The organism is Bacillus sp. CZDM1 (genome assembly GCF_055502545.1).
Genome location: NZ_JBUESO010000001.1, coordinates 228,320 through 253,371 on the forward strand (window position 1 = coordinate 228,320; position 25,052 = coordinate 253,371).

26 protein-coding genes are annotated in these 25,052 nt (G+C 39.4%); 5 read left to right on the plus strand and 21 right to left on the minus strand.

Features of this window, described 5'->3' with window-relative positions; genetic code table 11:
* Nucleotides 1-105: 105 nt before the first annotated feature.
* The 8 genes from ACY3XC_RS01240 to ACY3XC_RS01275 form a co-directional block, all read right to left on the minus strand.
* Nucleotides 106-540: a BrxA/BrxB family bacilliredoxin gene (locus ACY3XC_RS01240; protein WP_464866967.1), complete on the minus strand. Its 435-nt coding sequence runs from the start codon at nucleotides 538-540 to the stop codon at nucleotides 106-108.
* A 58-nt stretch (nucleotides 541-598) separates the two neighbouring features.
* Entirely contained in the window at nucleotides 599-1,735 is a 1,137-nt protein-coding gene (locus ACY3XC_RS01245) for a conserved virulence factor C family protein (RefSeq protein ID WP_464866968.1), read from the minus strand.
* 136 nt (nucleotides 1,736-1,871) lie between these two features.
* The gene (locus ACY3XC_RS01250) at nucleotides 1,872-3,761 is read right to left on the minus strand and encodes an ABC-F family ATP-binding cassette domain-containing protein (RefSeq protein ID WP_464866969.1); all 1,890 of its coding nucleotides are present in this window, start codon (nucleotides 3,759-3,761) and stop codon (nucleotides 1,872-1,874) included.
* Nucleotides 3,758-4,408 (minus strand): HD domain-containing protein, encoded by a 651-nt coding sequence (locus ACY3XC_RS01255; protein ID WP_464866970.1) that lies wholly within the window; start codon nucleotides 4,406-4,408, stop codon nucleotides 3,758-3,760. Before ACY3XC_RS01255 ends, ACY3XC_RS01250 begins: the two co-directional genes overlap by 4 nt.
* A gap of 72 nt (nucleotides 4,409-4,480) precedes the next feature.
* Nucleotides 4,481-4,684, minus strand: a complete 204-nt coding sequence (locus tag ACY3XC_RS01260) for a hypothetical protein (RefSeq protein WP_218781214.1) — start codon at nucleotides 4,682-4,684, stop codon at nucleotides 4,481-4,483.
* Between the two features lie 12 nt (nucleotides 4,685-4,696).
* Entirely contained in the window at nucleotides 4,697-5,545 is an 849-nt protein-coding gene (locus ACY3XC_RS01265) for a DegV family protein (RefSeq protein WP_464866971.1), read from the minus strand.
* Between the two features lie 133 nt (nucleotides 5,546-5,678).
* Nucleotides 5,679-6,215 (minus strand): hypothetical protein, encoded by a 537-nt coding sequence (locus tag ACY3XC_RS01270; RefSeq protein ID WP_464866972.1) that lies wholly within the window; start codon nucleotides 6,213-6,215, stop codon nucleotides 5,679-5,681.
* A 19-nt stretch (nucleotides 6,216-6,234) separates the two neighbouring features.
* On the minus strand, nucleotides 6,235-7,917 hold the full coding sequence (locus ACY3XC_RS01275) for a formate--tetrahydrofolate ligase (protein ID WP_464866973.1): 1,683 nt from the start codon (nucleotides 7,915-7,917) through the stop codon (nucleotides 6,235-6,237).
* Between the two features lie 202 nt (nucleotides 7,918-8,119).
* Between ACY3XC_RS01275 and metA the strand changes: the two genes are divergently transcribed.
* Both metA and ACY3XC_RS01285 read left to right on the plus strand, forming a co-directional pair.
* On the plus strand, nucleotides 8,120-9,028 hold the full coding sequence (gene metA, locus ACY3XC_RS01280; protein WP_464866974.1) for a homoserine O-acetyltransferase MetA: 909 nt from the start codon (nucleotides 8,120-8,122) through the stop codon (nucleotides 9,026-9,028).
* A 127-nt stretch (nucleotides 9,029-9,155) separates the two neighbouring features.
* A complete protein-coding gene (locus tag ACY3XC_RS01285) occupies nucleotides 9,156-9,368 on the plus strand; it encodes a DUF3892 domain-containing protein (protein WP_179159254.1) in 213 nt (70 codons plus the stop codon).
* Between the two features lie 33 nt (nucleotides 9,369-9,401).
* Here the strand turns inward: ACY3XC_RS01285 and mntR are convergent, their stop codons facing one another.
* The 3 genes from mntR to ACY3XC_RS01300 form a co-directional block, all read right to left on the minus strand.
* Nucleotides 9,402-9,824 (minus strand): transcriptional regulator MntR, encoded by a 423-nt coding sequence (gene mntR / locus ACY3XC_RS01290; protein ID WP_179159255.1) that lies wholly within the window; start codon nucleotides 9,822-9,824, stop codon nucleotides 9,402-9,404.
* A gap of 69 nt (nucleotides 9,825-9,893) precedes the next feature.
* A complete protein-coding gene (locus ACY3XC_RS01295) occupies nucleotides 9,894-12,074 on the minus strand; it encodes a DNA topoisomerase III (protein WP_464866975.1) in 2,181 nt (726 codons plus the stop codon).
* Between the two features lie 301 nt (nucleotides 12,075-12,375).
* Entirely contained in the window at nucleotides 12,376-12,657 is a 282-nt protein-coding gene (locus ACY3XC_RS01300) for a hypothetical protein (RefSeq protein ID WP_095251973.1), read from the minus strand.
* 271 nt (nucleotides 12,658-12,928) lie between these two features.
* Between ACY3XC_RS01300 and cspD the strand changes: the two genes are divergently transcribed.
* A complete protein-coding gene (gene cspD, locus ACY3XC_RS01305) occupies nucleotides 12,929-13,129 on the plus strand; it encodes a cold-shock protein CspD (protein ID WP_026563856.1) in 201 nt (66 codons plus the stop codon).
* Between the two features lie 94 nt (nucleotides 13,130-13,223).
* On the opposite strand, the gene ACY3XC_RS01310 is transcribed toward cspD, so the two are convergent.
* Both ACY3XC_RS01310 and ACY3XC_RS01315 read right to left on the minus strand, forming a co-directional pair.
* Nucleotides 13,224-13,412: a zinc-finger domain-containing protein gene (locus tag ACY3XC_RS01310; RefSeq protein ID WP_464866976.1), complete on the minus strand. Its 189-nt coding sequence runs from the start codon at nucleotides 13,410-13,412 to the stop codon at nucleotides 13,224-13,226.
* A gap of 21 nt (nucleotides 13,413-13,433) precedes the next feature.
* Nucleotides 13,434-14,090: a ribonuclease H family protein gene (locus ACY3XC_RS01315; protein WP_464866977.1), complete on the minus strand. Its 657-nt coding sequence runs from the start codon at nucleotides 14,088-14,090 to the stop codon at nucleotides 13,434-13,436.
* A gap of 193 nt (nucleotides 14,091-14,283) precedes the next feature.
* Here ACY3XC_RS01315 and ACY3XC_RS01320 point away from each other — a divergent pair, with 193 nt between their 5' ends.
* Nucleotides 14,284-14,691 carry a reverse transcriptase-like protein gene (locus ACY3XC_RS01320; protein WP_464866978.1) on the plus strand — a complete coding sequence of 136 codons (408 nt, stop codon included), beginning with the start codon at nucleotides 14,284-14,286 and terminating at the stop codon, nucleotides 14,689-14,691.
* Nucleotides 14,692-14,763: 72 nt separating this feature from the next.
* Here ACY3XC_RS01320 and ACY3XC_RS01325 read toward each other — a convergent pair whose 3' ends face one another.
* Together ACY3XC_RS01325 and ACY3XC_RS01330 are read right to left on the minus strand one after the other, a co-directional pair.
* Nucleotides 14,764-15,045 (minus strand): DUF6123 family protein, encoded by a 282-nt coding sequence (locus tag ACY3XC_RS01325; protein ID WP_179159263.1) that lies wholly within the window; start codon nucleotides 15,043-15,045, stop codon nucleotides 14,764-14,766.
* Nucleotides 15,046-15,060: 15 nt separating this feature from the next.
* Nucleotides 15,061-15,567 carry a divergent PAP2 family protein gene (locus tag ACY3XC_RS01330; RefSeq protein WP_464866979.1) on the minus strand — a complete coding sequence of 169 codons (507 nt, stop codon included), beginning with the start codon at nucleotides 15,565-15,567 and terminating at the stop codon, nucleotides 15,061-15,063.
* 85 nt (nucleotides 15,568-15,652) lie between these two features.
* Between ACY3XC_RS01330 and sspL the strand changes: the two genes are divergently transcribed.
* Nucleotides 15,653-15,790 carry a small, acid-soluble spore protein L gene (gene sspL / locus ACY3XC_RS01335; RefSeq protein ID WP_179159265.1) on the plus strand — a complete coding sequence of 46 codons (138 nt, stop codon included), beginning with the start codon at nucleotides 15,653-15,655 and terminating at the stop codon, nucleotides 15,788-15,790.
* 330 nt (nucleotides 15,791-16,120) lie between these two features.
* Here sspL and ACY3XC_RS01340 read toward each other — a convergent pair whose 3' ends face one another.
* The 6 genes from ACY3XC_RS01340 to ACY3XC_RS01365 form a co-directional block, all read right to left on the minus strand.
* Nucleotides 16,121-17,377 carry an anaerobic sulfatase maturase gene (locus ACY3XC_RS01340; protein WP_464866980.1) on the minus strand — a complete coding sequence of 419 codons (1,257 nt, stop codon included), beginning with the start codon at nucleotides 17,375-17,377 and terminating at the stop codon, nucleotides 16,121-16,123.
* Nucleotides 17,378-17,420: 43 nt separating this feature from the next.
* Nucleotides 17,421-18,929 carry a sulfatase family protein gene (locus ACY3XC_RS01345; RefSeq protein ID WP_464866981.1) on the minus strand — a complete coding sequence of 503 codons (1,509 nt, stop codon included), beginning with the start codon at nucleotides 18,927-18,929 and terminating at the stop codon, nucleotides 17,421-17,423.
* Between the two features lie 114 nt (nucleotides 18,930-19,043).
* Nucleotides 19,044-21,662, minus strand: coding sequence for a polysaccharide lyase 8 family protein (locus ACY3XC_RS01350; RefSeq protein WP_464866982.1), 2,619 nt, complete (start codon nucleotides 21,660-21,662; stop codon nucleotides 19,044-19,046).
* 53 nt (nucleotides 21,663-21,715) lie between these two features.
* Entirely contained in the window at nucleotides 21,716-22,327 is a 612-nt protein-coding gene (locus ACY3XC_RS01355; protein ID WP_179159269.1) for a YesL family protein, read from the minus strand.
* Nucleotides 22,328-22,403: 76 nt separating this feature from the next.
* The gene (locus ACY3XC_RS01360; protein WP_464866983.1) at nucleotides 22,404-23,603 is read right to left on the minus strand and encodes a glycoside hydrolase family 88 protein; all 1,200 of its coding nucleotides are present in this window, start codon (nucleotides 23,601-23,603) and stop codon (nucleotides 22,404-22,406) included.
* Entirely contained in the window at nucleotides 23,600-25,033 is a 1,434-nt protein-coding gene (locus ACY3XC_RS01365) for a sulfatase family protein (protein WP_464866984.1), read from the minus strand. Before ACY3XC_RS01365 ends, ACY3XC_RS01360 begins: the two co-directional genes overlap by 4 nt.
* Between the last annotated feature and the right edge of the window lie 19 nt (nucleotides 25,034-25,052).

Consider the following 25,052-nt stretch of genomic DNA (forward strand, 5'->3'; position numbering starts at 1 on the left):
TTTTGCAAGCTAAATGAAAAATCATTCCCTTCAGAATAGTAGAATTTTTTTAGAACCTCTTAAAAGCCTCAAAAAAAATAGGATGTCAAATGACATCCTTTAATTTTAGCAATTGGCTTCAAACGCAGCCTTTAAATTATCCATAATGGATTCCATCGGCATACCTTCAATATCATGACGCGGGATAAAGTGAACCACTTTATTTCCTTTCAACAATGCCATTGATGGAGAAGATGGCTCAATGCCCTCGAAATACTCGCGCATTTTTGCTGTTGCTTCTTTATCCTGTCCAGCAAAGACGGTTACAAGATTTTCTGGTTTTTTATCGCTAGTTAATACAGCTTGAGTTGCTGCAGGTCTTGCAAGTCCAGCTGCACAACCGCAAACTGAATTTACAACGACAAGTGTGGTACCACTTGCATTTTCCATATAGTTTTCCACTTCTTCAGCCGTTGTAAGTTCTTGAAATCCTGTTCTTGTTAACTCCTCACGCATCGGTAAAACCATTTGTCTCATATATTCTTCGTATGCCATTGACATAATAAAAACCTCACTTTCTTTATTTGCAGTTTACTATATCTAATTTGCTATGTGCAATTTAGTTGTCTGTTTTCCGCGCTTCCGTCATTTGCTTCCATACGGAACCCTTTGCTGCTTCTCCGCCTTCGATTCTTTCGATTGCCATTTTTATTTGCATACTGACCTCAAATTCAGGATCATTTTCAAGCGCCTTTAAAGCTGGCAATGAGCTTTCATCACCTACTTCATACAAAAACATCGCAGCACGCCAACGTACTAATTTACTTGAGTCTTGCAGTGCTTTGGTCATCTCTTCACTTGCATCAGGAAAACCAAGGTCTGATAAACAATCTCCAGCAGTCCTTCTCACCGTAACCGTTTTATCTTTTAATGCTTTATATAAATACGGTAAGACTCTTTGGTCTTTAATCATCCCTAGATACACCGTGGCGAGTCTGCGGATTGATGGTTTTTCATCTGCTAACGCTTTTTCTAAAACAGGCAGGTCCACTAGTTCAGGATCATCCATTTGTTCAAGAAGCTGATAGCGAATTTGCCAATCAGGATTCTCTAAAGAGGCTAGAGTAACTTTTCTACGTTCTCTTGTTGGTGTTTGTTTGGCTGCAGATTCCTTCATTTGGGCTTTCGAGACTAGGTCCTCAAGCCGCTTTGTTGGATAAGCCGCAATTAATTCTTCGACTACTTCATGACCAATTTGGTCAAATTCACCATAGCGAACACCTTGAGTATCCCATCGACGGAGCAAGATATAATTTTCTTCCGGAAGCTGGGCGCGTTCTCTTGCTTTTAAAAAGTATTCAGGCATTCCAAATCTTTTCTCTGTTGTTCCATCAGTCAGTTTAACCTGAAGAGGGATATCCTTAAACATTTGGACTTCCACCTTGATTTCACCAAAGTGCTCGTCTAATTTCTTTTGGGACTCAGCTTCTAGTTCTGCTGATTCGCCAAACGCGTGGCTGACTTGCGGCAATAAATCCTTCCAGTCGTACTTCGCATTTCTTTCAACAGCTAAGAAATCAGCCACATGATAGACACCTTTAATTCCCTCAATTTGAAGTATATTTTGGATGATGCCTGGTGCTTGGGCTGCAGTTTCTTTTTTATAATTATGGCTTTTTCCCATTGGCAGTTCTTGATCTAAGATTATTTTCATCGTATTTGGGCTTGGAGTTGGTTCGATTGCCTTTATTTTCATGAAGATCACCTTCTTTAGTTACTCTTTTACAAGTTTAACATAATGATTATATTTCATTCTAGAAATTGGTCTTGTAAATGCTGCAACGCTGATATAAATTTATCTGATAAAAAAAGTACGTCATCGACGCACTTTTCTACTCACTTTCAGCTAATTCAGCTAGATATTCCCATCTTTCGATCAAATACTCGAGCTTTTCGTTTAATTCTGCTTCTAATTTCATTAATTCCTGCGCTTTTGTGAAGTCGCTGCCGGTGCTCCCCATTTCTTCGGCAATTTCTTCTAGTCGGGATTCCGTTTTCTCAATCAAACTGTCAATTTCTTCCCACTCTTTTTTCTCCTTAAAGGTCATTCTTTTCTTTTTTTCCTTTTCAGGAGCTTTAGCAGGTGCAGCTGAGCTCGCAACCGCCTTTTTCGTTTCTACAGCTGAATCCTTTTCTAGGTATTCACTGTAATTTCCGTAGAAAGAATCAATTCTTCCTTCTCCACGTAAGACAAGCAGCTGATCGACCACTTTATCTAGGAAATATCGATCATGGGATACGGTAATCACAACACCAGGGAATTCTTCAAGATAATCTTCCAAAACAGTCAATGTTTGTGTATCAAGATCATTGGTAGGCTCATCCAACAACAGGACATTAGGTGCCGTCATTAATAGCTTCAATAAGTATAAACGCCGCTTTTCGCCGCCTGACAATTTGCGGATTGGTGTTCCATGGGAGAATGGAGGGAATAGAAAGCGTTCGAGCATGAGTGCGGCAGATAGTGTTTTCCCATCTGATGTCTCAATCACCTCTGCAGTTTCTTTAATATATTCAATCATCCTCTTGTTCTCATCCATGTCTTCGTTTTCCTGTGTATAATAAGCAATCTTCACTGTCTGCCCCATGATGAAATCACCTTCATCGAGCGGCAGTTTTTTAGCCAGAACATTTAATAATGTCGACTTTCCTGTTCCATTTCTGCCGATAATCCCTAGGCGATCTCCTGGTTTTACAAGTAAATCAAAGTGATTTAGAATTGTTTTTGCCCCGTAAGATTTTGAGGCATCCTTCAGTTCAAAGACTTGTTTCCCAAGCCTGCTTCCATTTAATGAGATATCAACCTTTTCCCCTGCAGGCTTCCCTCCAGATAGCTTATCTTCCAGTTCATCAAAACGCTGAATCCGTGCTTTTTGCTTCGTTGTACGTGCCTTAGCACCACGTCTCATCCACTCAAGTTCTCTTCTAAAAAGGTTCTGCCTTTTTTCAAAGGTTGCAGCCTCATTTTCTTCACGGATGGCTTTTGCTTCTAAAAATGCGGCATAATTTCCTTTATAGCTATAAAGATTACCGCCATCCAATTCAAACATTCTATTAGCAACTCGGTCTAAAAAATAACGATCATGTGTGACAAGCAGGATAGAACCGCTATATCTACTTAAGTAATCCTCCAGCCACTTAACAGAGTCAAAGTCTAGGTGGTTTGTAGGCTCGTCGAGTATTAGTAAATCCGGCTCAGCAATGAGAACTTGCGCTAAAGCTACCCTTTTCTTCTGACCCCCAGAAAGCTCACCGATTTTCTTAGTGAAATCCTCGATTCCGAGTTTCATTAAAATCGACTTGGCATTTGTACTAGCATCCCAAGCGTTTAAAGCATCCATTTGTTTTTGCAGTTGGAATAAATCCTCTTGAATCTTCGTATCATTTGGAGCAGTATTTAATAACAAAAGCGTCTTTTCGTATTCACGCATTAACCTAAGAATAGGTGCATCGCCATGAAAAACTTGTTCAAGAACACTTTTATCTGAATCCAAATCTGGCTGCTGGTCAAGAAATGCAATACTGTAATCCTTGCCCGTGATAATCTTGCCGGCATCCGGCTGATCCAAGCCAGCAATAATTTTCAAAAGTGAGGATTTTCCCGTTCCATTAATCCCAATTAAGCCGACTCGCTCTTTTTCACCAATCGTTATGGAAATATTGTTAAAAAGCTGCTTTTCTCCATACGTTTTCGTAACATTTTCGACTGTGAGCATTTTCATCGGCCTTGACCATCCCATTCTAGATAAAATTGTTCTAAAAATAGCTCCATCACTTGATGACGCTTTTCTGCCATTTCCTTCGCTGTATCTGTATTCAGTAAGTCCTTCAATTTTAATAATTTTTCATAGAAATGATGAATACTGGTTGATTTTCCTTTTCGGTATTCTTCTAGACTCATTTCTTCCCGAACATTTAGCTTTGGATCGTAGATGGGTTGTCCTTTTTTACCGCCATAAGCAAAAGTCCTCGCAATCCCAATCGCTCCAATGGCGTCTAATCGGTCCGCATCCTGAACGATTTTTGCCTCAACGCTAGTTAGCTCCGTTTTTCTTCCACCTTTATATGAAATACTTTCAATAATTTGAACAATAGCGTTTTGTACATCATTTGGAAGCTTAATACTTTGAAAAAACAAATCCAGTTTATTTCGACCTGCTTCAGCACTATCATTTAGCTTTTCGTCAGGTATATCGTGCAAAAGAGCTGCCATTTCAATAATGAATGGGTCACCTGCTTGCTCTTGATCACATATATGTAAAGCTGCCCGTCTAACACGGTCAACATGATACCAATCATGCCCTGTTGCGTCTTCCCCTAGTTCATTACGGACATAGGTTACCGTTTGTTCGATAATTTGTTCGTTCATTTAGACACCTTCCTTCACCCCTGCTATTTTACCATGAAAAACACATAAAAAATAACCCCGAAGAATTCGGAGTTATTTTTTGTTGGCTTGACGGCCGCTTTTTTTCTGGCTTTGCGATTTTGTGTTCCCAATTGTAAACTCGCTGCCTAGTTCAACATCATTTTTCTGATCTTGTTTTTCAATTTGCTCACGTGTCATATTTGGATTTTGTCTACCTTGCTTACTAATGATGATTACCCCCTCATCAAAAATGAACTGCCCTTTTAGTATGCTCACTAGGGGATAAAGTTATTTCAATCCATTATGCCAGCTGATGCCAAGTGTGTTTTCGCCGGCGTGAACGCCAATAACAGCACCCAGCGGACAGCAAGTCACTATCAGCTCAGGATATAATTTCTCTATTTCCAATTTCCATTCATTTGCGTGCTCCAGGTGTAATCCATATAGAATATATACTTCTTTAAAATTATGCTTTTCGTAGGAAGATTTAAGGTAATCAAGAATCTTTTCCTTCGCCTTCTTATCGCTTCTTACTTTCTCTTTTGTATTAAGGGCACCATCTTCAATCGAAATGATCGGCTTCACATTTAGCATACTTCCTAAAAAGAACTGTAAGCCAGACATCCTGCCACTCCGGTGAAGCTGCTCTAAGCTTCCAATTAGAACATATGTCTCATTTGTAGTCTTTAATGATTCTAATTGATCAATGACAGATTCAATACTATTTCCTGCTTCTACTAGTTCGATTCCTTTTTTTAATAAAGCTGTCATTGGTGCAGTTAGGATTTGGGAATCAAAGGTTGTAACTGGAATGTCAACAAGCTTTGCTGCCTGTTCACTAGAGGATACTGTTCCACTTAGTTTTCCTGATAGTAGAACTGCCACCACTTGGTCATATTCCTTTGAAAGTTTTTCGTATAATTCTTTAAAAACTCCTACTGCTGGCTGCGACGATTTAGGTGGAGACTTAAGCTCCTTCAACCTTGCATAAAGCTGTGCTGCGGTTAAATCAATTCCGTCAGCAAATTCTTCGCCATCTAGTAATATTGTTAATGGTATTGTATACAAATCAGGATGATTTTTTAATTCGTCATCTAAAAAAGCAGTACTGTCCGTTACCCATGCCGTTTTAACCAATGGAATCTCCCCCTATTATTGGTATGAGGTCTTAATATCTAGTTAAAATAATCGTACCTTGAAATCAAAATATTGTAAATAATTTATACAATAAAAAACCAGCTTAAATGAATGAGCTGGTTTTTGGAGATTATTATTTACTGCTTTCAAGAAGGTATGATTGCAGGTGTTTAATCGTTGATACCATAAAATCAAGCAATTCAACCAAATCGTTCATCTGGTCTTCACCGATGAGTCTGTCAAATTCAATTGAAATCGTATTCGAAATGAGTGCTTTTGAGGGAGTAATCGTGACGGATTGACAAATTTCTCTTGTTCCCCCCCAAATTTCAGTTAGGATCCAATTAATTTCCTTTAATTGTTTTTCATCCGTAATGTCCTTATGAAAAAATTGAAGTCTTAATTTGCATCCTGAATTTTTCTGTGAAAGCACATCAGATAAAAGCTCAGCAGCGAGGTTAACCATATCGGCTTTGATTTCCATTTTGGCAGTAACCATATTTCCTTTTGCATCAGGTAATTGAAAGTGCATATCAAAGCTGCGCGACATTTTCGCCATATTCATCTGATCATTGCGATCAATGATCACAATTTCACCTGCTAGGTCTAAATCGTAAATTGCGCCTTCAATGATTACCTTCATATTATCAAAAGCAGTTGGATCAAACATTCAACTCACCTCAATTTTTTTAAAACAAACCTAGCGCCTTGCCATTTTCGTCTACGTCCATATTTAAGGCTGCAGGTTTCTTTGGCAGTCCTGGCATCGTCATAACTTCTCCAGTTAGAGCCACAATGAAACCAGCTCCTATCGATGGTTTGAACTCTCTGACATTTACCGTAAAGTTTGTTGGTCTCCCTAGTTTCGTTGGGTCATCAGACAAGGAGTATTGAGACTTTGCCATGCAAATGGCTAAATTAGACCATCCGAATTTTTCATAATCCTCAAGCTGTTTTTTTGCTTTCGACGAGAATTCTACATCTTTTCCCCCATATACCTTTTGGACAATGGTTCTTACTTTTGATTCGAGTGAATCAGATAAATCGTATAGGTGCTGAAATTTATTTTCTTCTTTTTCGATTACCTCTAGAAGTGCTTCCGCAAGCTCGACTCCACCGGCACCGCCTTTTTCCCATACCTCTGTTAAGGCAACAGGGACAGCCTCCCGTTTACACCATTCCAGCAGTGTTTGAACTTCTAAATCGGTATCGGTAATGAATTTATTAATCGCTACAACCACTGGTAAACCAAAGCTTTTAATTGTCTCGATATGTTTTTGCAGATTAGCAAAGCCCAACGTTAACGATGCGATGTTTTCCTTTGCCAAATCAGATTTGGCTACCCCTCCATGCATTTTTAATGCCCGGATGGTTGCGACAATTACCACTGCTTCTGGCTTAATACCCGCACTTCTTGTTTTAATATGTAAAAACTTTTCCGCTCCTAAATCAGCTCCAAAACCGCCCTCTGTTATTACATAATCACCTAGCTTTGCAGCGGCACGGGTAGCAATCACACTATTACAGCCATGAGCAATATTCGCGAAAGGCCCGCCATGCACAAGTGCAGGTGTATGTTCGATGGTTTGTACGAGATTCGGTTTCACCGCATCCTTTAGCAATAATGTCAGCGCACCTTCAACCCCAAGATCCCCAACCGTTACAGGTTCCTTTTTGTCATTATAGGCAACAACCATTCGTGCTAATCGTAATTTTAAATCCTTTAAATCTGAAGCCAAACATAGAACGGCCATGATCTCAGAGGCAACAGTTATATCAAAGCCATCCTCACGAGGGACTCCTTGAAGAGGTCCGCCGAGCCCAATAATGACCTTTCTCAATGCGCGATCATTTAAATCAACTGCGCGTTTCCAGACGATGCGGCGCTGGTCTATTTTAAGCTCATTTCCTTGCTGAATATGATTGTCGAGTAATGCGGCCAGAGCATTATTTGCTGTAGTTATCGCATGCAAGTCACCAGTAAAATGCAAATTAATTTCTTCCATAGGCAATACCTGTGAATAGCCGCCACCAGCTGCCCCACCTTTTATTCCCATTGTCGGTCCCAAAGAAGGCTCCCTAATCGCAATGATTGCTTTCTTGCCAATGCGCCCAAAAGCGTCACCTAGACCAACTGTTACCGTAGATTTACCTTCACCTGCAGGCGTAGGATTGATGGAAGTAACAAGAATGATTTTCCCACTGTTATTTGATTCAATCTTCGAAAGTGCCTCATACGAAATTTTCGCTTTATATTTCCCAAATAGCTCGAGGTCATCTTCCGTTAAACCAATTGTTTTGGCAATTTCCACAATAGGTTTCATGGTTGATTCTTGTGCAATTTCAATGTCGGACTTAACTGATGTTTTCATTTGCAAAAATGATCCCCCGCATTCACATAGAATTGTAAACCTCTTTTATTGTATCAAATCACTGATTTATTTCGTGTAATATTTTTCACAAGATATTATTCTTTTCTGAATTTAAGATAATGTTTATAATGTTAATAACCGAATTTTAAAAAAATACTATATACTTAACTTAACTTGAAAAGAAATAAAGGGGGAGTGCACCTTGCCTATTAACATACCAAAGCTGCTGCCTGCGAAAGAAATCCTTGAACATGAGAATATCTTTGTCATGGACGACGAACGGGCAATAGGTCAGGATATTCGGCCATTAAAACTACTTATATTAAATTTAATGCCCGAAAAAGAAAAGGCAGAGACGCAGCTCTTAAGGCTATTGGGAAACAGCCCGCTGCAGGTAAATGTAAAATTTTTAAAAACCAATTCCTATGAATCTACAAACACGAGCAAACAGCATCTTGAACAATTCTATACCACTTTTTCTGAAGTCAAAAATCAAAAATATGATGGTATGATTATTACTGGTGCTCCTGTTGAACTAATGGAGTTTGAGCAAGTAAAGTATTGGGAAGAACTTACCGAGATTATGGACTGGACCAAAACCAATGTCACCTCTACCCTGCATATTTGCTGGGGAGCACAGGCTGCACTCTTTTATCATTATGGGATTGATAAATTTGAACTATCTCGTAAATGTTCAGGAATCTATGAGCACCAAGTTTTCGAGCAAAATGATTTACTTCTGCGTGGTTTTGATGATCATTTTTATGCTCCTGTTTCCCGATATACAGATGTATCGATTGGAGAAATTCATGAGAAACCTGAACTTAAGCTGTTGGCTGCTTCGGAGAATGCTGGTGCCCTGCTCATTGCCTCCCATGACAGAAAACATGTGATGATAACAGGACACTTGGAATATGAGTCTGATTCCTTAGCTCAAGAATACAATCGGGATATTGAGAGAGGTCTGCAAATTCATATTCCAGAAAATTACTTTCCAAACAATGATCCTACTCAGCCGCCAATCAATCGCTGGCGTTCTCATGGCCACTTGTTCTTCTCAAACTGGCTCAACTATTATGTCTATCAAGAAACACCATTTAATTGGGATTAAGAAAAGAAGAAGCATCGGGATAGACCGATGCTTCTTTTTCAATGTCTTTAAAGTATTATTTTTTATTTATTCTTCGTTTATTTTTTTAAAATTATAGAAAGAATATCGAGCAAAGGGGGGAAACGTTGTGGAAACAGTCGTAGCACTGCATCGGAACCATGTTGGAGAGATTATCAGCTTTGTCACATCCGGAGGACGGATTATTTCCTATCAAAAAGCATTAATGGAAGCTGCAAACGGCGTCATCAAAGGCGTTCAAGCGATTGAGGATTATGATGGTAATCTTGTTCTTAGCCCTGAGCTGGAACCATCCTTTGACCATTACCCTGATTTATTCTAAAAAAGCACCTGGCGGCGGCCAGGTGCTTTACGCTTATTCAGCTTCGTTTTGTTTTTGAATTTCTTTTAATGCCTCTATTCTCGTTTCATCTTCTTGGAAAAATTGAACGAGGTCAACGATTCTTTCAATCGAATCCCAGCTTAAGTGGTGCTCGATTCCTTCGACATCATTATAGATATTTTCATCTTTCACTCCGATAATTTTTAAGAATTGTTCAAGTAAATCATGTCTAAATACAAGGCGCTTCCCAATCTTATTCCCTTTTGTGGTTAAACTGAAGCCTCTGTATTTTTCATAGACTAAATATTCATCTTTGTCGAGCTTTTGTACCATTTTTGTTACAGAGGAGGGATGAACAGATAGTGCCTCTGCAATATCTGAAACACGGGCATACCCTTTTTCTTCAATTAACATATATATTTGTTCAATATAATCTTCCATACTAGGTGTTGGCATCCCGGACCTCCAAAAAAATTACTCTTCTAAAAGTTTACTATAGAAAAAAAATAGTGACAAGTTGAATTATCACTTTGTCACACTTTTAGCACTTGGTTCTTCAAATAAAAACTTGACCCTTTTCTCCTGTTCATCGAGAAAAAGCCTTGCATTAAAGGTTTTATCCTTATTCGTAAACCCTTCAATCAACTCTGTTTTCCCTTCCGTTAAGAGGAGTTTAATATTCTTTTGGGTAATGTTTTTCCCGAGGATTTTTTTTGATATTGTGAAATTACACTGGTTTTTTTGATAGTTCGAACAACCATAAAAGCTTCCTTTATCAACCACTGAGCCATCACATTTTTTACAATTCCCCAGCTTCGTACTGCCTTTACCCTTTGTCATCTTCTTACTTGGAGTGAAATTTTCACGAACATCTTCTGAAAATATCCAATTTGCAGAATGTCCCACTCCAGAAGAAATCAGATGGTAGACCATTTTATTGGTTTGTTCCATGAAATTCTTTGGAGAAGCAGACCCCTCAGAGATTTCTTTTAATTTCTGCTCCCATTTTGCCGTCATTTCTGGGGAAGCAAGAATCTCCTCACCAATCGCTTCTATCAATATTCTTGCTTTTGAAGTTGCATAAACTAAGTTCTTGGTTACATCAATATATTTTCGGTCCTTCAACATCGTAATAATTCCAGCCCTTGTTGCCTCAGTACCAAGACCTTCTGTCTTAGATAATATTTTCTCCATTTCCTTGTCTTCGATATGCTTCCCGGCAGTCTTCATTAACGTGATTAACTGACCCTCAGTATAGCGTTTTGGCGGCTGTGTCTGGCTCTCTTTTACATCCACCTTCGTTGTCCGTCCTTGTTCCCCTTTTGAAACTTTCGGCAGTGCCGGTTCATCCTCTTTTTCCTTTTGGTTGATTACCTTCCGCCAGCCTTCATCGATTTGGACCTTTCCCTTTGATTGAAATACTGCCCGTCCATCTACTAAAGTTGTCACTGTCGTATATTCAGCAATTGCTTTCGGATAATGTGCGGCAATTAAACTTGTGACAATGAGGTCATATAGTTTCTTTTCATCTGGGTCTAATCTTTCAACATTTGGAATTTGTTCAGTAGGAATTATCGCATAGTGATCAGTAACTTTTTTTTCGTTTACATATCGTTTGTTATCCGCAATTGATTCCAATGGCAGTGGGAAGAATTTATCATACCCATTGATATGACTTAATTTAGTAAGTATTTCAGGGAATGTATTCGCTTCTTCTTTCGTTACATACCGCGAGTCAGAGCGGGGATAGGATACATTTCCTTTTTGATAGAGTTTTTGCAGCACATCCAGTGTCTTCTTCGGTGAAAATTTGTATCGTTTATTTGCTTCAGCCTGAAGAGCTGAGAGATTATAGAGTAACGGTGGAAAAAATTCTTTTCTTTCCGATATCACATCTGAAACTTCTGCAGGCTTTTCTCGGCAAAACGCCGCAACCTTCTCAGCTATTTCTTTTGTTTTTACGCGTGATTCTCCATCATTCTGCCACTTACCGCTGTATTTCTTGCCATCGATGTTAAAATGGCCAATCACTTCCCAAAAGGGTTCCGACTTGAAATTTTCAATTTCTAATTCTCTTTTTACAATAAGTGCTAATGTTGGTGTCTGTACCCGGCCTACAGAAAACACATCTGAAAAGCCTTGTTTTTGCAGCAGTAAGCTATAGAGCCTTGATGCATTCATTCCGACTACCCAATCTGCACAAGCCCGGGTGTACGCTTCAAAATATAAATTTCTTGTATAATCTTCGTCTAATAATTTATTAAACCCATCTCGAATGGAGTTAGCTGTTAAAGAGGAAATCCAAAGTCGTTTCATTGGCTTTTTACAGCCAGTAATTCGAAGTATATTACGGATAATCAATTCACCTTCACGCCCGGCATCACCCGCATGGATAATTTCTGTTACCGCAGGATTATTTACCAGCTTTTGAATAACTGAAAATTGTTTTACTTTATCCTTCGTTACTTCATATTGGAACTGATTCGGAATCATCGGCAGATTATCCAAAGACCATTTCTTCCATCCCGGCTCATACGTTTCTGGATTCACAAGCTGACATAAATGCCCAATCGCCCAAGTGACATAGGCACCATTTGGAAAAGTCTCATTGGGAAAAACCTCAATAAAACCATTTTGTTTTTTATTTTTAAAAATAGAAGCCAGTGTTGAACCTTGATCTGGCTTTTCAGCAATAATTAATTTCATTACGATTGCTCCTTTTGATAAAGCATCCAGCATTCATTTTCCCACTTCATTTGTCTTTTTGTAAAGGATAAAAAAATTACAATTACCTCATTAGATTGATACTATATGGTAAAGAATATTGTTCAGGAAATGGATTGCTGCTGTTTGAAAAAAATAAGTAGATGATACACAGGGGAAATTCAGAGGATATCTTACAATCATATCTTAGCAGACAATTTCATTAATTGTTAAAATTTGTTTGTCTAGATTATAACAAATGACACAAAGAAGGGCAGTCAATTTTGACCACCCACTTGCAGTATTATTGTATAAGTTTCAAGGTTGAATCCTGCATATACCAATTTTCTTCTGGAATGATATTCGATACAGTCAAAATAAATGATGGAATTCTTTCAACATCAAAAACAATTGCACCTATTTTCTTCGTGAACATGAGAAAGGCGTCACCATGTGAATAAGATGATAAATCATTTCCGATTTGAAGCAATGACATCAAGACAACTTGTTTTTCTTCGGCTTCAATGAAGACTTGCGGCGAGAATCTTAAAATCCATTCATCTCCCTCAATCGAAAATCGGTACATTACTCCTCACCCTTTATCAACCATTTTTATAAGAATATGAGGCTGATAAAAATTTATGTTGATAGTTTTATTAATTTTGAAGATTGCATGAAAATACGATTCACTGGGTAAAAAAGCGCTTACTTTCCTTGACTGCCCAAAAATATTCATGTATATTTAAAGCGTCATGTATCATTAATTGAATAGTATTAATATTATCTTTATGTACATGATAATATTTATCTTTGGCACTTACATAAAGTGTCTTGAAAGGCTTAGGAGGAAATAGTAAATGCAAAACGGTAAAGTAAAATGGTTCAACAATGAAAAAGGTTTTGGTTTTATCGAAGTTGAAGGCGGAGACGATGTATTCGTACATTTCAGCGCTATTACTGGCGAAGGCTTCAAGTCTTTAGAAGAAGGCCAAGAAGTTTCTTTCGAAATCGTTGAAGGAAACCGCGGACCACAAGCTGCTAACGTAGTAAAACTTTAATCTAATGACTAACCAAAGGCTGGCGAATACCGTCAGCCTTTTTTATATTTCTTTAGGTGCCTTCTTGAAATTGGACATCCAGTACAGTAACTAATCATCTTGTAAGCTTTTTTCCATATTCCTGCAGTTTTTCCCCTACGGTGCATTGTGAAATACAAAAGCGATGGGCAAACCTCCTGCCTCCATCTTGTTTAAACTGCTGATGAACAAAACATCCATTACAGTACTGGCCTAATAGTGATTCAACATGATGGAACAGTTCTTTTCTACTAGATTTTTCCACGAGTCAAAGGCACCCCGTTTCTTAAATTATTTGTGTCTTTGCAAAAATTTCTTTCCCCTCTAACGCCTGAGTAGCCAATTTATCTGCTTCTTTATTATCATTTCTTGGAATCGGTGTGTACTTTGGTGTCAGCGAGAGTGACTTCATTTTTTCTTCAATCCTGTCAAGCCAGGCATTGAGTACATCCTCATAGCACGGCCATTCTCCTTCAAGCTGCTTTAAGACGACCTGTGAGTCCCCTTTAAATTCACAAGGCAGATGATGAACGCCTAATTCCTCTAAAAGCGTTAAACCATAATAAAAGGCTGCATATTCTGCTTCATTATTTGTTTCCAATTCATCGAACATTTCGTTCGCTCTAATTCGATATTTCTTTTTCCCTTGTTTAAAAAATATAACCACACCAAGACCGGCTGTATTGGTTTCCTTTTTAAATCCGCCATCGAAATATACAGTGATTTCATGAGGGTCATCCTCAATTTCAGTTACCAGCTTTTTCAGTTCCTTTAATATCCACGATGTACCTATCTCATCATAAAAGTAGATGTCACTTGCTTTCCCTAGCTTTTCAAGCTCTTCACCTGCTTGTATTGCCAATTCCGTAGAAATCCAATCAGAGGTGAATTGTATTTTTTCATTACTGCCTGTTTTATATTTCCACTCAAGTTTATATTTCATGATTTTCAACCTTTCTAAAGAAAATTTCTGAGTTGAAAAGAAAGAATTTATGATTGCACTTTCTTACAATACGTTTAAACATCTACTCTTAGCATACCCAGTTCAACAAAGTAGAAAGAGGGAAAATTTATTTCCTGCGTTTTGTGTTAGATTATGATAAACTTTCAATTATTATGAAAATGGAGGGACTCCTATGATCGAAGTCTACATAGACGGTGCCAGTGCTGGCAACCCGGGTCCAAGCGGTGCTGGAATTTTTATAAAAGGGAATGGGACAGCCGAAAAATTTTCAATTCCGCTCGGTATGATGTCTAATCACGAGGCCGAGTATCATGCCTTTATTAAAGCATTAGAGCTGTGCTTAGAAAAAGGCTATTCCCATAGTGTTGTATCCTTTCGAACGGATTCAGAATTAGTCAATAAGGCTGTAGAGAAAGAATTTGCGAAAAATAAACTATATGCTCCTCTTCTAGAACAGGCATTACAGTTATCGAAACAATTTGATTTATTTTTTATGAAGTGGATTCCAAGTATCGAAAATAAAGCAGCCGATGAATTGGCCCGACTTGCAATCCGAAAAAATACTTTGAATGAAGAGTAAAGCAGCATGGAAAAGCCATTTTTGTGATATCATGGTTAAACAAAAATCCCCCCGTTTTGGGAGGATTCTTGTTTATATTGCCACTAGTTCTCTTTCTTTAACGAACTTGAGGGCTGCATTTCTTGTTTGTATTTTGCTCGAAACAAGGGTTTCTAATAATGACACATAAAAGCTGCCATCAAAGCTCTTCTGGGCTTTTAATGTGATCTCTATCGCAGAATTAATCAATTCATCGGAAGCATTCGTATAGTGTTTTCCGAAATAAATAAACCCAATTGCATCCTCTTGAAATTGAAATCCTTTTCCTTCTAGGTAGTGCAAGTACTCATCAGTTGTTCGCACTGGCTTCTCCATCCCTCTCCAAGCAATCTAAAACCATCTACTATCAGATTTTACCTTAAATTTCGACAATTTTCTACCCTTTTTTGTACATAAATGTCCAACTACTCCTACTATTGCCCCAAGAATTGCTCCGCCAATTACTTCTTCAGGCTGATGTCCTAACATTTCCTTTAACTTTTTAGGAGCTTCCTGTTCAAATTCTACGCTTTCCTCTTTGTCCACTTTTTCAATTAAATCATGCATGGAATTGACTTTTAAGGTGAGTTCACCTGTTTGCCGTCGTATCCCTTGGGCGTCGTACATGACAATTAATCCATAAACCAGCGATAGAGCAAAATCAAATGTTGGCAGCCCTCGCTGTAGCGCTATATAGGTGGTTAGTGTTGAAACTCCAGCTGAGTGGGAGCTAGGCATACCGCCTGTTTGGAAAAAGAGGTCTGGGCGCCACTCTTTCTTTTTGTAATAATGAATGGGAATTTTTAAGCCTTGTGCTAAACCAATACTAGAAAGGGCTAAATAAACGCCTTTGTTCATTTTTATCACCTCTTATCATTATTGTTTAGAAAGTTGAGTTTTATTATTCCGAGTGGAAATACTAAAAAAATGGGAGGTGAGAAGGATGAGCAAAAACGGTCATGCTAATCGCGGTGTAAAGGCTCCTGGGGTTAATCCACAAGGATACGGTCAAGATGCAGAATTCGCTGAGGAACCAAAAAGCAAACTAGAAAATGCACAAAAGAAAAAAAATACAAAATAAAATGGAAACAGCTGTCCCTTTCTGGGACAGCCTCAGGATTAAATACAGGGACAGGAATAAATAACTACTGCAGCAATTATTGCTTTCGGAAAATGCAGCTGCTACATAATTGTATTCCTCAATGAGAACATGTTTTTTAACTTTTTTTGGGAGATTTTTTAAAAAATAATAAGGTTCCTAACGAAACAAATAGTTGAAAAGATAACATAAAAATAACTTGATGAATAAAGTTGCAGTAACAATACCAAATATGGAGCCTGGCAGAGCACCAATCCCGATGTTAAGTAAAATCCATTTGATATATCCATTTTAACTCCTCCAATAGGAAGGCTAAGCTTTTTGCAAAAACTTTTCACAACATTTTTTGAATTTTTTCTTGCTTCCACAAAGGCAAAGATCATTTCGTTCAGGCTTTGGTCGGTCTGCTTGAAGGTGATTTTGCAGCCACTTCTGTTTTATATTTTCAGCCAGCTTTTCCATTCGTTCATGGCAGTAGTTATAGAGTTCAAGATAACTCCCGCAGAAATAATCTGGGTTAATTATATCAACTGCTTGATTCCATGCTCGATTTCTCGGACAACCGCCATGGCATAAATGTAAAAACTTGCACTCTCTACACTTATCTGGTAAATTCGGCTTCAATCCAAGAAAGTCTTCGTATTTTGGGCTGTTTAAAATATCTATAAGCGAATCCTGAGCGACGTTCCCAAGTCTAGATTCATCATTAATATAAAAATCGCACGGATAGGCGTCACCGTTTTGTTCAAGGATCAGTGTTTTCGGGCATGATTGACGATGGACACATAGTTCTGCCTCTTGGTGCAAATACACACTTAAAATGTTATCAAAGATCCTGACCGATCTTTTCGGGTTACCATTGTTATACCATACATCAAATGCCTCACATAAGAACTGGCCATATTGTTCAGGTGTAATCAAATATTGCCCCGGCTTATTCGGTTCTTGGGCTCGGAAATCCATACAAGGAATAAATTGCACATGGCTAAACCCTTCTGTCTGATAAAACGCCATCAACTTTTTTGCCCTGCCTACATTTCCTTCGTGAATAACCGTGAGGATATTAAAGTCAACATTTGCATTACGCAAATGATTAATCCCACGCATCACACGGTCGAAGCTCCCAATGCCCTGACCATTCACCCTTCTTGCATCATTGATTTCCTTTGGTCCATCCAGACTAACACCGATTAATAAATTATATTGTTTAAAAAAACTTGCCCATTCCTTTGTAATGAGCGTGGCATTGGTTTGCAGTGAATTGCTTATGATTGTATTCTTAGGAGCGTACTTTGCTTGTAAATATACAACCTGTTTAAAAAAATCCAAGCCTGCTAGGAGCGGCTCTCCTCCCTGCCATGCGAATGAAGCTATTCCATTGGAAATATCCATATATTCTTTAATAAATTTTTCAAGCATAATAGAATCTATTTTTTCGATTTTTCCTGGCTGACCTCCACAACTGCTATAATAGCAATAATTACAAGCAAGATTACATGCCTCAGAAACAGTTTTCCACATAACACCGGTATGGCCTTGGTTCTTCGAAGTTAAACAGGATTGTACCATTTTTTGTTAGTCTCCTTACTGTTTAATAGTATGTTTTACGTCCCTATGCATGAGAAATTCTAGGCATCGGCATCTGCTCTTTATGCAATTCCGCCCACGCATATTTTAATAGAAGCTCTTTTTTCAATTCTTGATAGTTTGGATGATCCCATAAATTATTTAATTCTTTAGGGTCCCCCTTCAAGTCAAAAATTTCACCATAGGTTTGCCGGTAATAGATCGTAATTTTATAGCGCTCATCAACATAGGTTTTTTGATGGATGGTTGTTGGCTCATGACGAAACTCACACAAAATGTGATCCCTTACCTTCTCTTGGATTCCCAGCCAAACATTCTTTTGGTCTTCACCAGACATATTAGGCGGGATAGGGATACCAGCTAAGGACAAAAAGGTTGGTGCTAGATCGACCAGCGATTGCAGGGCATGTGATTCTTTTTGTCCCGGTACTTTCCCCGGATATCGGACAATAAATGGCAGTTTAATCAAATCCTCATAATGAAACCCGCCTTTGTACTGCAAGCCATGCTGGCCGAAGAAATGACCGTGATCTGTGCTAAAAACAACCAGAGTGTCATCGGCAATTCCCAGTTCATCCAGCTTATCTAGAATTTTACCAATATACTTATCCATGAAACTTATCATCCCATAATAATTCGCTACTAATTTTTTTCGGTCGTCCTCTGGCAGCAAATGCGAGTGATAACCGTGAATGCCCCAGCCTGTTTCCTCTAGGTCAGAAAAATCAGGGTTCTCCTCCTGGGTCTTTTTAAAATGCGTGGGATTCTTGTCATGTTCGCCGGGAACAGCCTCGGGAATGGTCAACTGATTAGGGTCGTACATCGAAGCCCATGGCTCCGGCACCAAATATGGAGGATGCGGATCCGGAAAGCTCGCCCAAAGGAAGAAGTTTTCCCCTTGCTGTTGATAGGCTTCCAGAAGTTCATTGGTTTTTTCTGCTATGTATGTATTATAGTGATACTCCTCCGGAATCCCCCAGGTATATTTAATGGCTGGATCCATCGTTCCCGTTGGAGCCATATAATACTTTTTCCAGTCATGGAAACCCTTCTCCTCCAGCCAGGCCACGTAATGCTGGCCCACCAAGTATTCATTGGTATGATTGCGCAAAAGTTCAATTCTTTCAAAACCGTAGAATGGCTGATTGTAAGATTTCCAGAAGTCAATATTCTGGAGGAGCGGCATCGATTCCAGTGATGGATACTCATCTGACGTACGCGTAGGCTGGAAATGAGCCTTCCCGACAAGTGCTGTTCGATACCCATTTTCTACAAAAACATCGCCGACAGTCAGTTGCTCCTCACTCAGTTTTGTTCCCAATGTCCATGCCCCATGCTGGCTTGGGTAGGTGCCTGTTATGATTGAAGACCTTGCCGGTGTACATGTAGGATTTGGACAATAGGCGCGCTGAAAAGTCGTTCCTTCCTTAGCCAAGCGATCGAGGTTCGGGGTGAAGAGTTCCGGGTTAAAGGCGCCGATCGTATCATAATGCTGCTGATCACTTGTGATCAATAGAATGTTTGGTCTTTTCATAAATGCCTACACCTCTTTATCTTAGATAAAATTTTATTAAGAGCACGAAAAAGCAGTGGGAGTGAACCCGTCCCATATAATGCCGCCCACTCCACCGCATTTTATCAGCTAGTATTACTCTTTAACTTTTAGCTTGATTTCAAAGCTCTTCCCATAAGAATTCTTGGAATCAATATGAATTAACGTCTTTTTACTAGAAACGGAAGCCTTAACACCCTTGCTCGCTTCTACCACTGCAGGGTGCGGGAGTTCCACCTCCAGTTTCATCTTATCAAGACTGAAGGTCGGGTCGGAAACAGCAATCGTCACAATATCCCCATCTTTTTTCACAAGAATCGATGCCGGATTATAGGAAGTTACATTACTTACACTTCTCTTTTTGTCACCAAAGAAATTGAAACCTTTCAACCCAAGATTAACATGTTCAACAGCATGTACATCCTCCGTATTAGACAAGATCTTCACACATGGACTATTCGCATATTCCTCCGTATCCGCTTCATTGAAATTAGGTAAAATCACATAGGCATATTTCGCATTTTGCGGATTTGTTCCATGCTCCAGTCCTAATGTAAAGAAGTTCTCCGTAATCTTGGTGTCCGGGTTGGGAGTACGGATTTTTTTAAGGCTTTTCGTCACCGTATTTGTTGAAACATTGATGCTGGAGGATTCAGGAAAGTAATACCCTACCTTACTTGCTTCCTCATCGGTTTTAAAATTCAGCCATTTTAACTCGTATTGGCCATTTTCAGGATCCGTTAATACTTGATCATCATATGTTTCCCCTGTAATGGAACTGGTTTCGTTGCTGTCAAACATCCGGTTATCAATGGTGGAAATAACCTCTCGTCCCAACTGATCCTTAATACCAGATCCAAGTAAAACAATTTCATCATCAAGCATAAACGCCGATTTATTCGCTTCGGCATTTTTATATGCGACAAAATCGTCAGGCAGTATCCCTTTCTGTTTATCGCGATAGCCAATCTCATCCCCAAGCTGAATACCTGTTACCCCGTATTTCCCCAGCTTTACCCCGCCGGAATACTTATTCGTTCCTACTGGAAAATAAACATAATCATTTTGCGACACTGAGGATGCAAAGAAATTTAATGGATGATTGGTATTTTCATAGTAAGCCTTTCCATACAGCTCAGGAATGGTTTTTCTCTCCTCAACAGGTACAGTTGTTCCCGGAAGCTTATAAGGGCTAATAGTTGCAAAATAATTAGCCCCAAATGATTTCGTTTGATTCCTTCCTGATAAATATAAGTAATACGCGCCATCACCTTGGAACCATGGCATTAAGTTTTCGCCGCTCATATACTCATATTTGCTGATTCGGTCAGAGCTTCTTGAAAAAGCAAACGCATAGGAGTCTCTTAAATGGACCGTTTTATCCATTAAATTAAAGGCATAATGATTTTCTTCGGCAATCGCGTTTTTAGCCTCAACGTTGGAATCCACGATCAGGTTATTATACTGTACCACAGCTAAATTAGAAGTGAAGGATCCCGTATTAATAGTCCCTTTCGTAGTTTGAGCAATATATTTAATGTGAGATTTTAATTGCTGACTGTCTTCTTCATTCAAGTAGTTCGTTAAATCAACCATTGCTTCGACGATACCATTGACATCCGCATACCCGGTTCCTGTTCTTGAAACCGCCCGGCCTTTGACGATTTCCATCATATACCCTTCAAAAATAACCGGTGAGAAGCCTTGATATAACCAATTTTTGACGGTTGGAACCAATATGTCTTTCGGATTGTATGAACTATCGTCCAGAATTTTCATCGTTTGGATAATCCGATTGATCAGGACTTTCCCGTAAGAACCCGTATAGGCAACCCGGTGGTGCTGAATAAAGGAGCCATCCTCATAAAATCCATCCGTATTCCCATTTACAATATGATCAGGGTCGATCGTTTGAAAAACAGTCAGGATATTGGCCACTGCCTTTGATACCCGCTGCCCGTCTCCTGTAATTGCCCCTTGGATAATTCGATTTGTGGCGATATCGGCAAGATTGGCGCCTGTATGTTGACGGGCCGTTAAATCAATATCCCCGTCTTTTCCGTTCCTTAAGTATAAATCCATCGAGTTCACATAGGCGTTAATCAGTTCCGGTTTCTGGCTTTTAATCTCATCCTCTAACAAAAGTAAGATTTTCGAAATATGATTCGGGGCACCTATTTCCCATTCATACCAATTCCCGTAATAACCCTTTTCTTGGTCGGCAAAGTGATTAGCATACAGCCAATCCAGCCCTTCAATGATTTTATTGATCATTTCCACATTCTCGTAAAAGTTAAATCCGGTTTGGCTAGGGTCTTTATAGGATTTGGCAGCTAGTGCCATTTGGTATAAATACAAATAGGAGTTTGCTAGATTTTTCGGATCTTGGCCAAGTGTGACATCTTTGAACAGACCTTGTCCCCTTTCCTCGCTAGGAAGGAACAAGTCGAGCCTATCATTGGCCGTTTTGTGGACTGAATTGATTTTACTAGCTAACAATGGGTCAGAATTCAAGCTTTCAGTACCAACTAGATACTTTCTAAAGTTCTCCTTTAATTGATTGAGTTCATTTACAGATTCTGCAGAATTTGCCACGGTGGAAGCTGCCGACGTTTCAGAGGCATGAACGGAGTTGTTGGTATCTAGTGCAGAAACAGATAAAAAGGTTGTTAGTGTCAATGATGTTGCCAAAATTTTCTTTAAATTTTTTACCATACATACACCATCCTATTGATATTTTTTATGTACCAAGGACACATAGCACAATGTTAATTAGCGGCCGTTTGGTAATTGGTTTGAACTTTTTTCTCCTTATGAAACCCCTTTGATACTAGAGCATAAATTAGATAGGCAGCAATGCTAAAAACTAACATCGAGGCCGCTGGAAAAAAAAATATGAGCCCCACTGTACCGGCAATCATCACGAGAGAAAGAAGCATAAAGTGAGGAATTCCAATCGAAAGCAGCATGGCATTCTTGATAGCTTCTTTCCAAGACACTCGGTAATGAACGATGACGGGAAAAATCGATATCGATGCAAACAGATAAACAATACTTAAAAGGAAGAAAACCGCAAATAGTACGTATTTTAGGTTTGATTGCATCTGATTGGTGATGATAAAATCACCGATAAGCAAAAAGGTAAAGACGATCCATAAAATGCCAAGAACGAAGCTTTGTTTAAAATTCGCCTTTAAATGGCGGAAAAAAGCAGAAAATACTTTAATATCATTTTCCTTCTGCCACTCCCGGACTACACCAAACAAAGCGGTTGTCGCTGGAAATATGGTTAGAATCGGAAGGCATACCACCAGCCATAAAAGATTCAATATAAAGGCATTCATGATAAACTCCATTGTTCGATATAGCTTCCCATCCATATCATCATTTCCCCTTTCAAATCCTAAAGGAAAGGAAACGCCAACACCTCTTGGACGTTTCCATATCCCGAATACCTTACCAGTACATTTTCCAATCCTTAACAAGTCGAATTAATGCCTCAAAATAATAGTAGTCACCCCAGATACAGCTTTCATCCACACCACGGCCGCCAGCTTTATAGTATACGGCGTGCTTAAGGATTCCGTTTGCCTCACTATCGATATCAGTCCGATAGTTTTCATATAAGGACTGCACCATCTTTAAAGCAGCATTTTCATAGATTTCTTTTTCAGGATCAGTAAGTGGTAAATATTTCACCATCTCAAGCAGTCCACATACCGTGATTGCAGCTGCAGAGCTGTCCCTTTCTTCATCACCTTCGGTAAAAATCAAATCCCAGTAGCAAATCTCGTCTTCCGGTAAACGGTTCAAATAATAGTTTGTCACTTTTTTTGCTAAATCGACTAAACTCCAATCACCGGTGTAATTGTAGCTGAGCGGGAAACCGTAGATCCCCCATGCTTGTCCGCGGGCCCAGCAGGAGTCATCCGAAAATCCTTGGTGGGTATTGCCGTACATTGGTTCACCAGTCTCCGGATCCATGTAATACGTATGGAAAGTGGAGGCGTCCTGTCTAACAATATATTTCGCTGCCTGCTTGATATGGGTCTCGGCGATTTCTCGATAGATCGGTTTTCCAGTCACTTCTGACGCCCAGTAAAGGAGCGGAAGATTCATGTTGCAGTCAATAATCATTCTGCCTCGCTCTTTTGGATCATTTAGATTGCCCCACGCCTGAATAATTCCTGCTTTATCGTAATAGCGGGTAATTAACAAATCAGCTGCCTTTAATGCGATATCCTTTGCTTCTTCATTTCCGGTAAGCTTATATGCACTGACACAGCTTAGTGTGTATAAGAAGCCTAGGTCATGGTGGTCAACCTCGATTCGTTTTTCTAGACGTTCTTTAAAACTTTGAATCTGCTTCTCTGCAACTTTCCGGTATTTTTCATCCCCTGTGTATTCATAAGCGAGCCAGAGCATACCCGTCCAAAAACTTGTGGTCCACTCTACATTTTCAATCGGAGGATAGACAAGATTTACACTGTTGGAATCAGGAAATTTATCTGTAAATACATCTAGGCTTTGATCGATTTTAGCCAAAACATGCCCAATTGCTTTTTCAACAAAAGCACGGTCTACAGCAGGTCCTTTCGTAAAGCGTAAACTATTCTTAATTTCTTCCATGCGTACTTCTTCAACTAATACAGTCATTTGCAATTCTCCTCTAGTTTGTAATAAAATGGGTCGTTCATATCTTTCAGCCAGTGATGCAGCTTCCATTCAAGTTCCTCTGCAATCCGATGTTTGAAAGGATTTTCGATTTTCTCTGGATGTAACTGATATTTATCCCTTTTCAAATCGTATAACAAGCGAACACTTTCGTCTTCAGGGGAATAACCATGGTGAATAACATAGGTAAATTCGTCTGTTCGAATGGCTCTCCATCCAAATTGGCGATTATCCAGTCCAGCCTCACGAAACGCTTCAATCGCTTCCTTTCTTCCAGGATAAGCACTAATAAACGCTTCCTTTGGACCGCCAGTTTGTTGGTTTACGATGAAGTCCGATAAATCAATCCCCTCAATCGTTCTAGGAATCTCTAAATCAAGAAAACTAAGCAAAGTCGGCATAATATCAACAGTATTAAGTAAAAGGTCTGTCCGCATTTTTGGAATTACATTCGGCCAGCGAATACAAAATGGGACACCAATCGATTCCTCAAACCATACATGCTTTGCCATCAGACCATGGGAACCCATCATTTCACCGTGATCCGAAGTCAAAACAACAATGGTGTTCTCATCTAGCTTTTCTGATTTTAATAATTGTAAAACTCTCTCAAATTGATCATCAATTCCTGAGATCGCAGCAAAGTAATTCAATTGTTTTTCCTTTAATTCTTCAATGCCGCCGTCCACTGTTTCTCCAGTATGAACGGAGAAGCTGCAATGGGTGACATTTTTACGAAGTGTGATTTGATCCCTGTTATATAGCGCCTTATATTTTTCTGGTACTTGATCAAATGGGCTATGTGGCGGATTCCAGGATAAAAATAAGGCAAACGGCTGATCGCTGGTTCGGTTTTGGATAAATGTTAGTGCTTGGTCTGTTTCATGTTCGACGGACCATTGGTTTACCTTAATTTTCTTCGGGCTATCCTGCCAGTAATGCGGTGAGAGATGCTCATCCCAAGCACCATATGAATACCAGAATTGGAATCCTTGTCGTTTCGGTCCAGGAGGTGTATACGCATCCCACCCTTCTGCACCGGATTCCGGCTGTTCCGATATATTTAATTCCGGTAAATCTAGATGCCACTTTCCGATATATCCCGTCTGATAGCCGTTTTCTTCCAGCACGTCACCAATACTAATTTCATCTGGGCTTAACATAACATCTGCCCCAACCTTACAGTTCGTATAAACCCCAGTGCTGCTTGGATACCTTCCGGTAAGCAAGGAGGCCCGATGAGGAGAACATAATGGGGAGCAAGTTACGGCATTAGAAAAGATCGTCCCTTCACGCACAAATGCGTCGATATTCGGTGTAATTACCTGATCCTCTCCTTCATACCCAACAGCCTGACGGCGCCATTGATCTGCAAAAATATAGATTAGATTCGGCCTTTGTTGCCTCTCCATGGTCTCTCTCCTTTTGTAT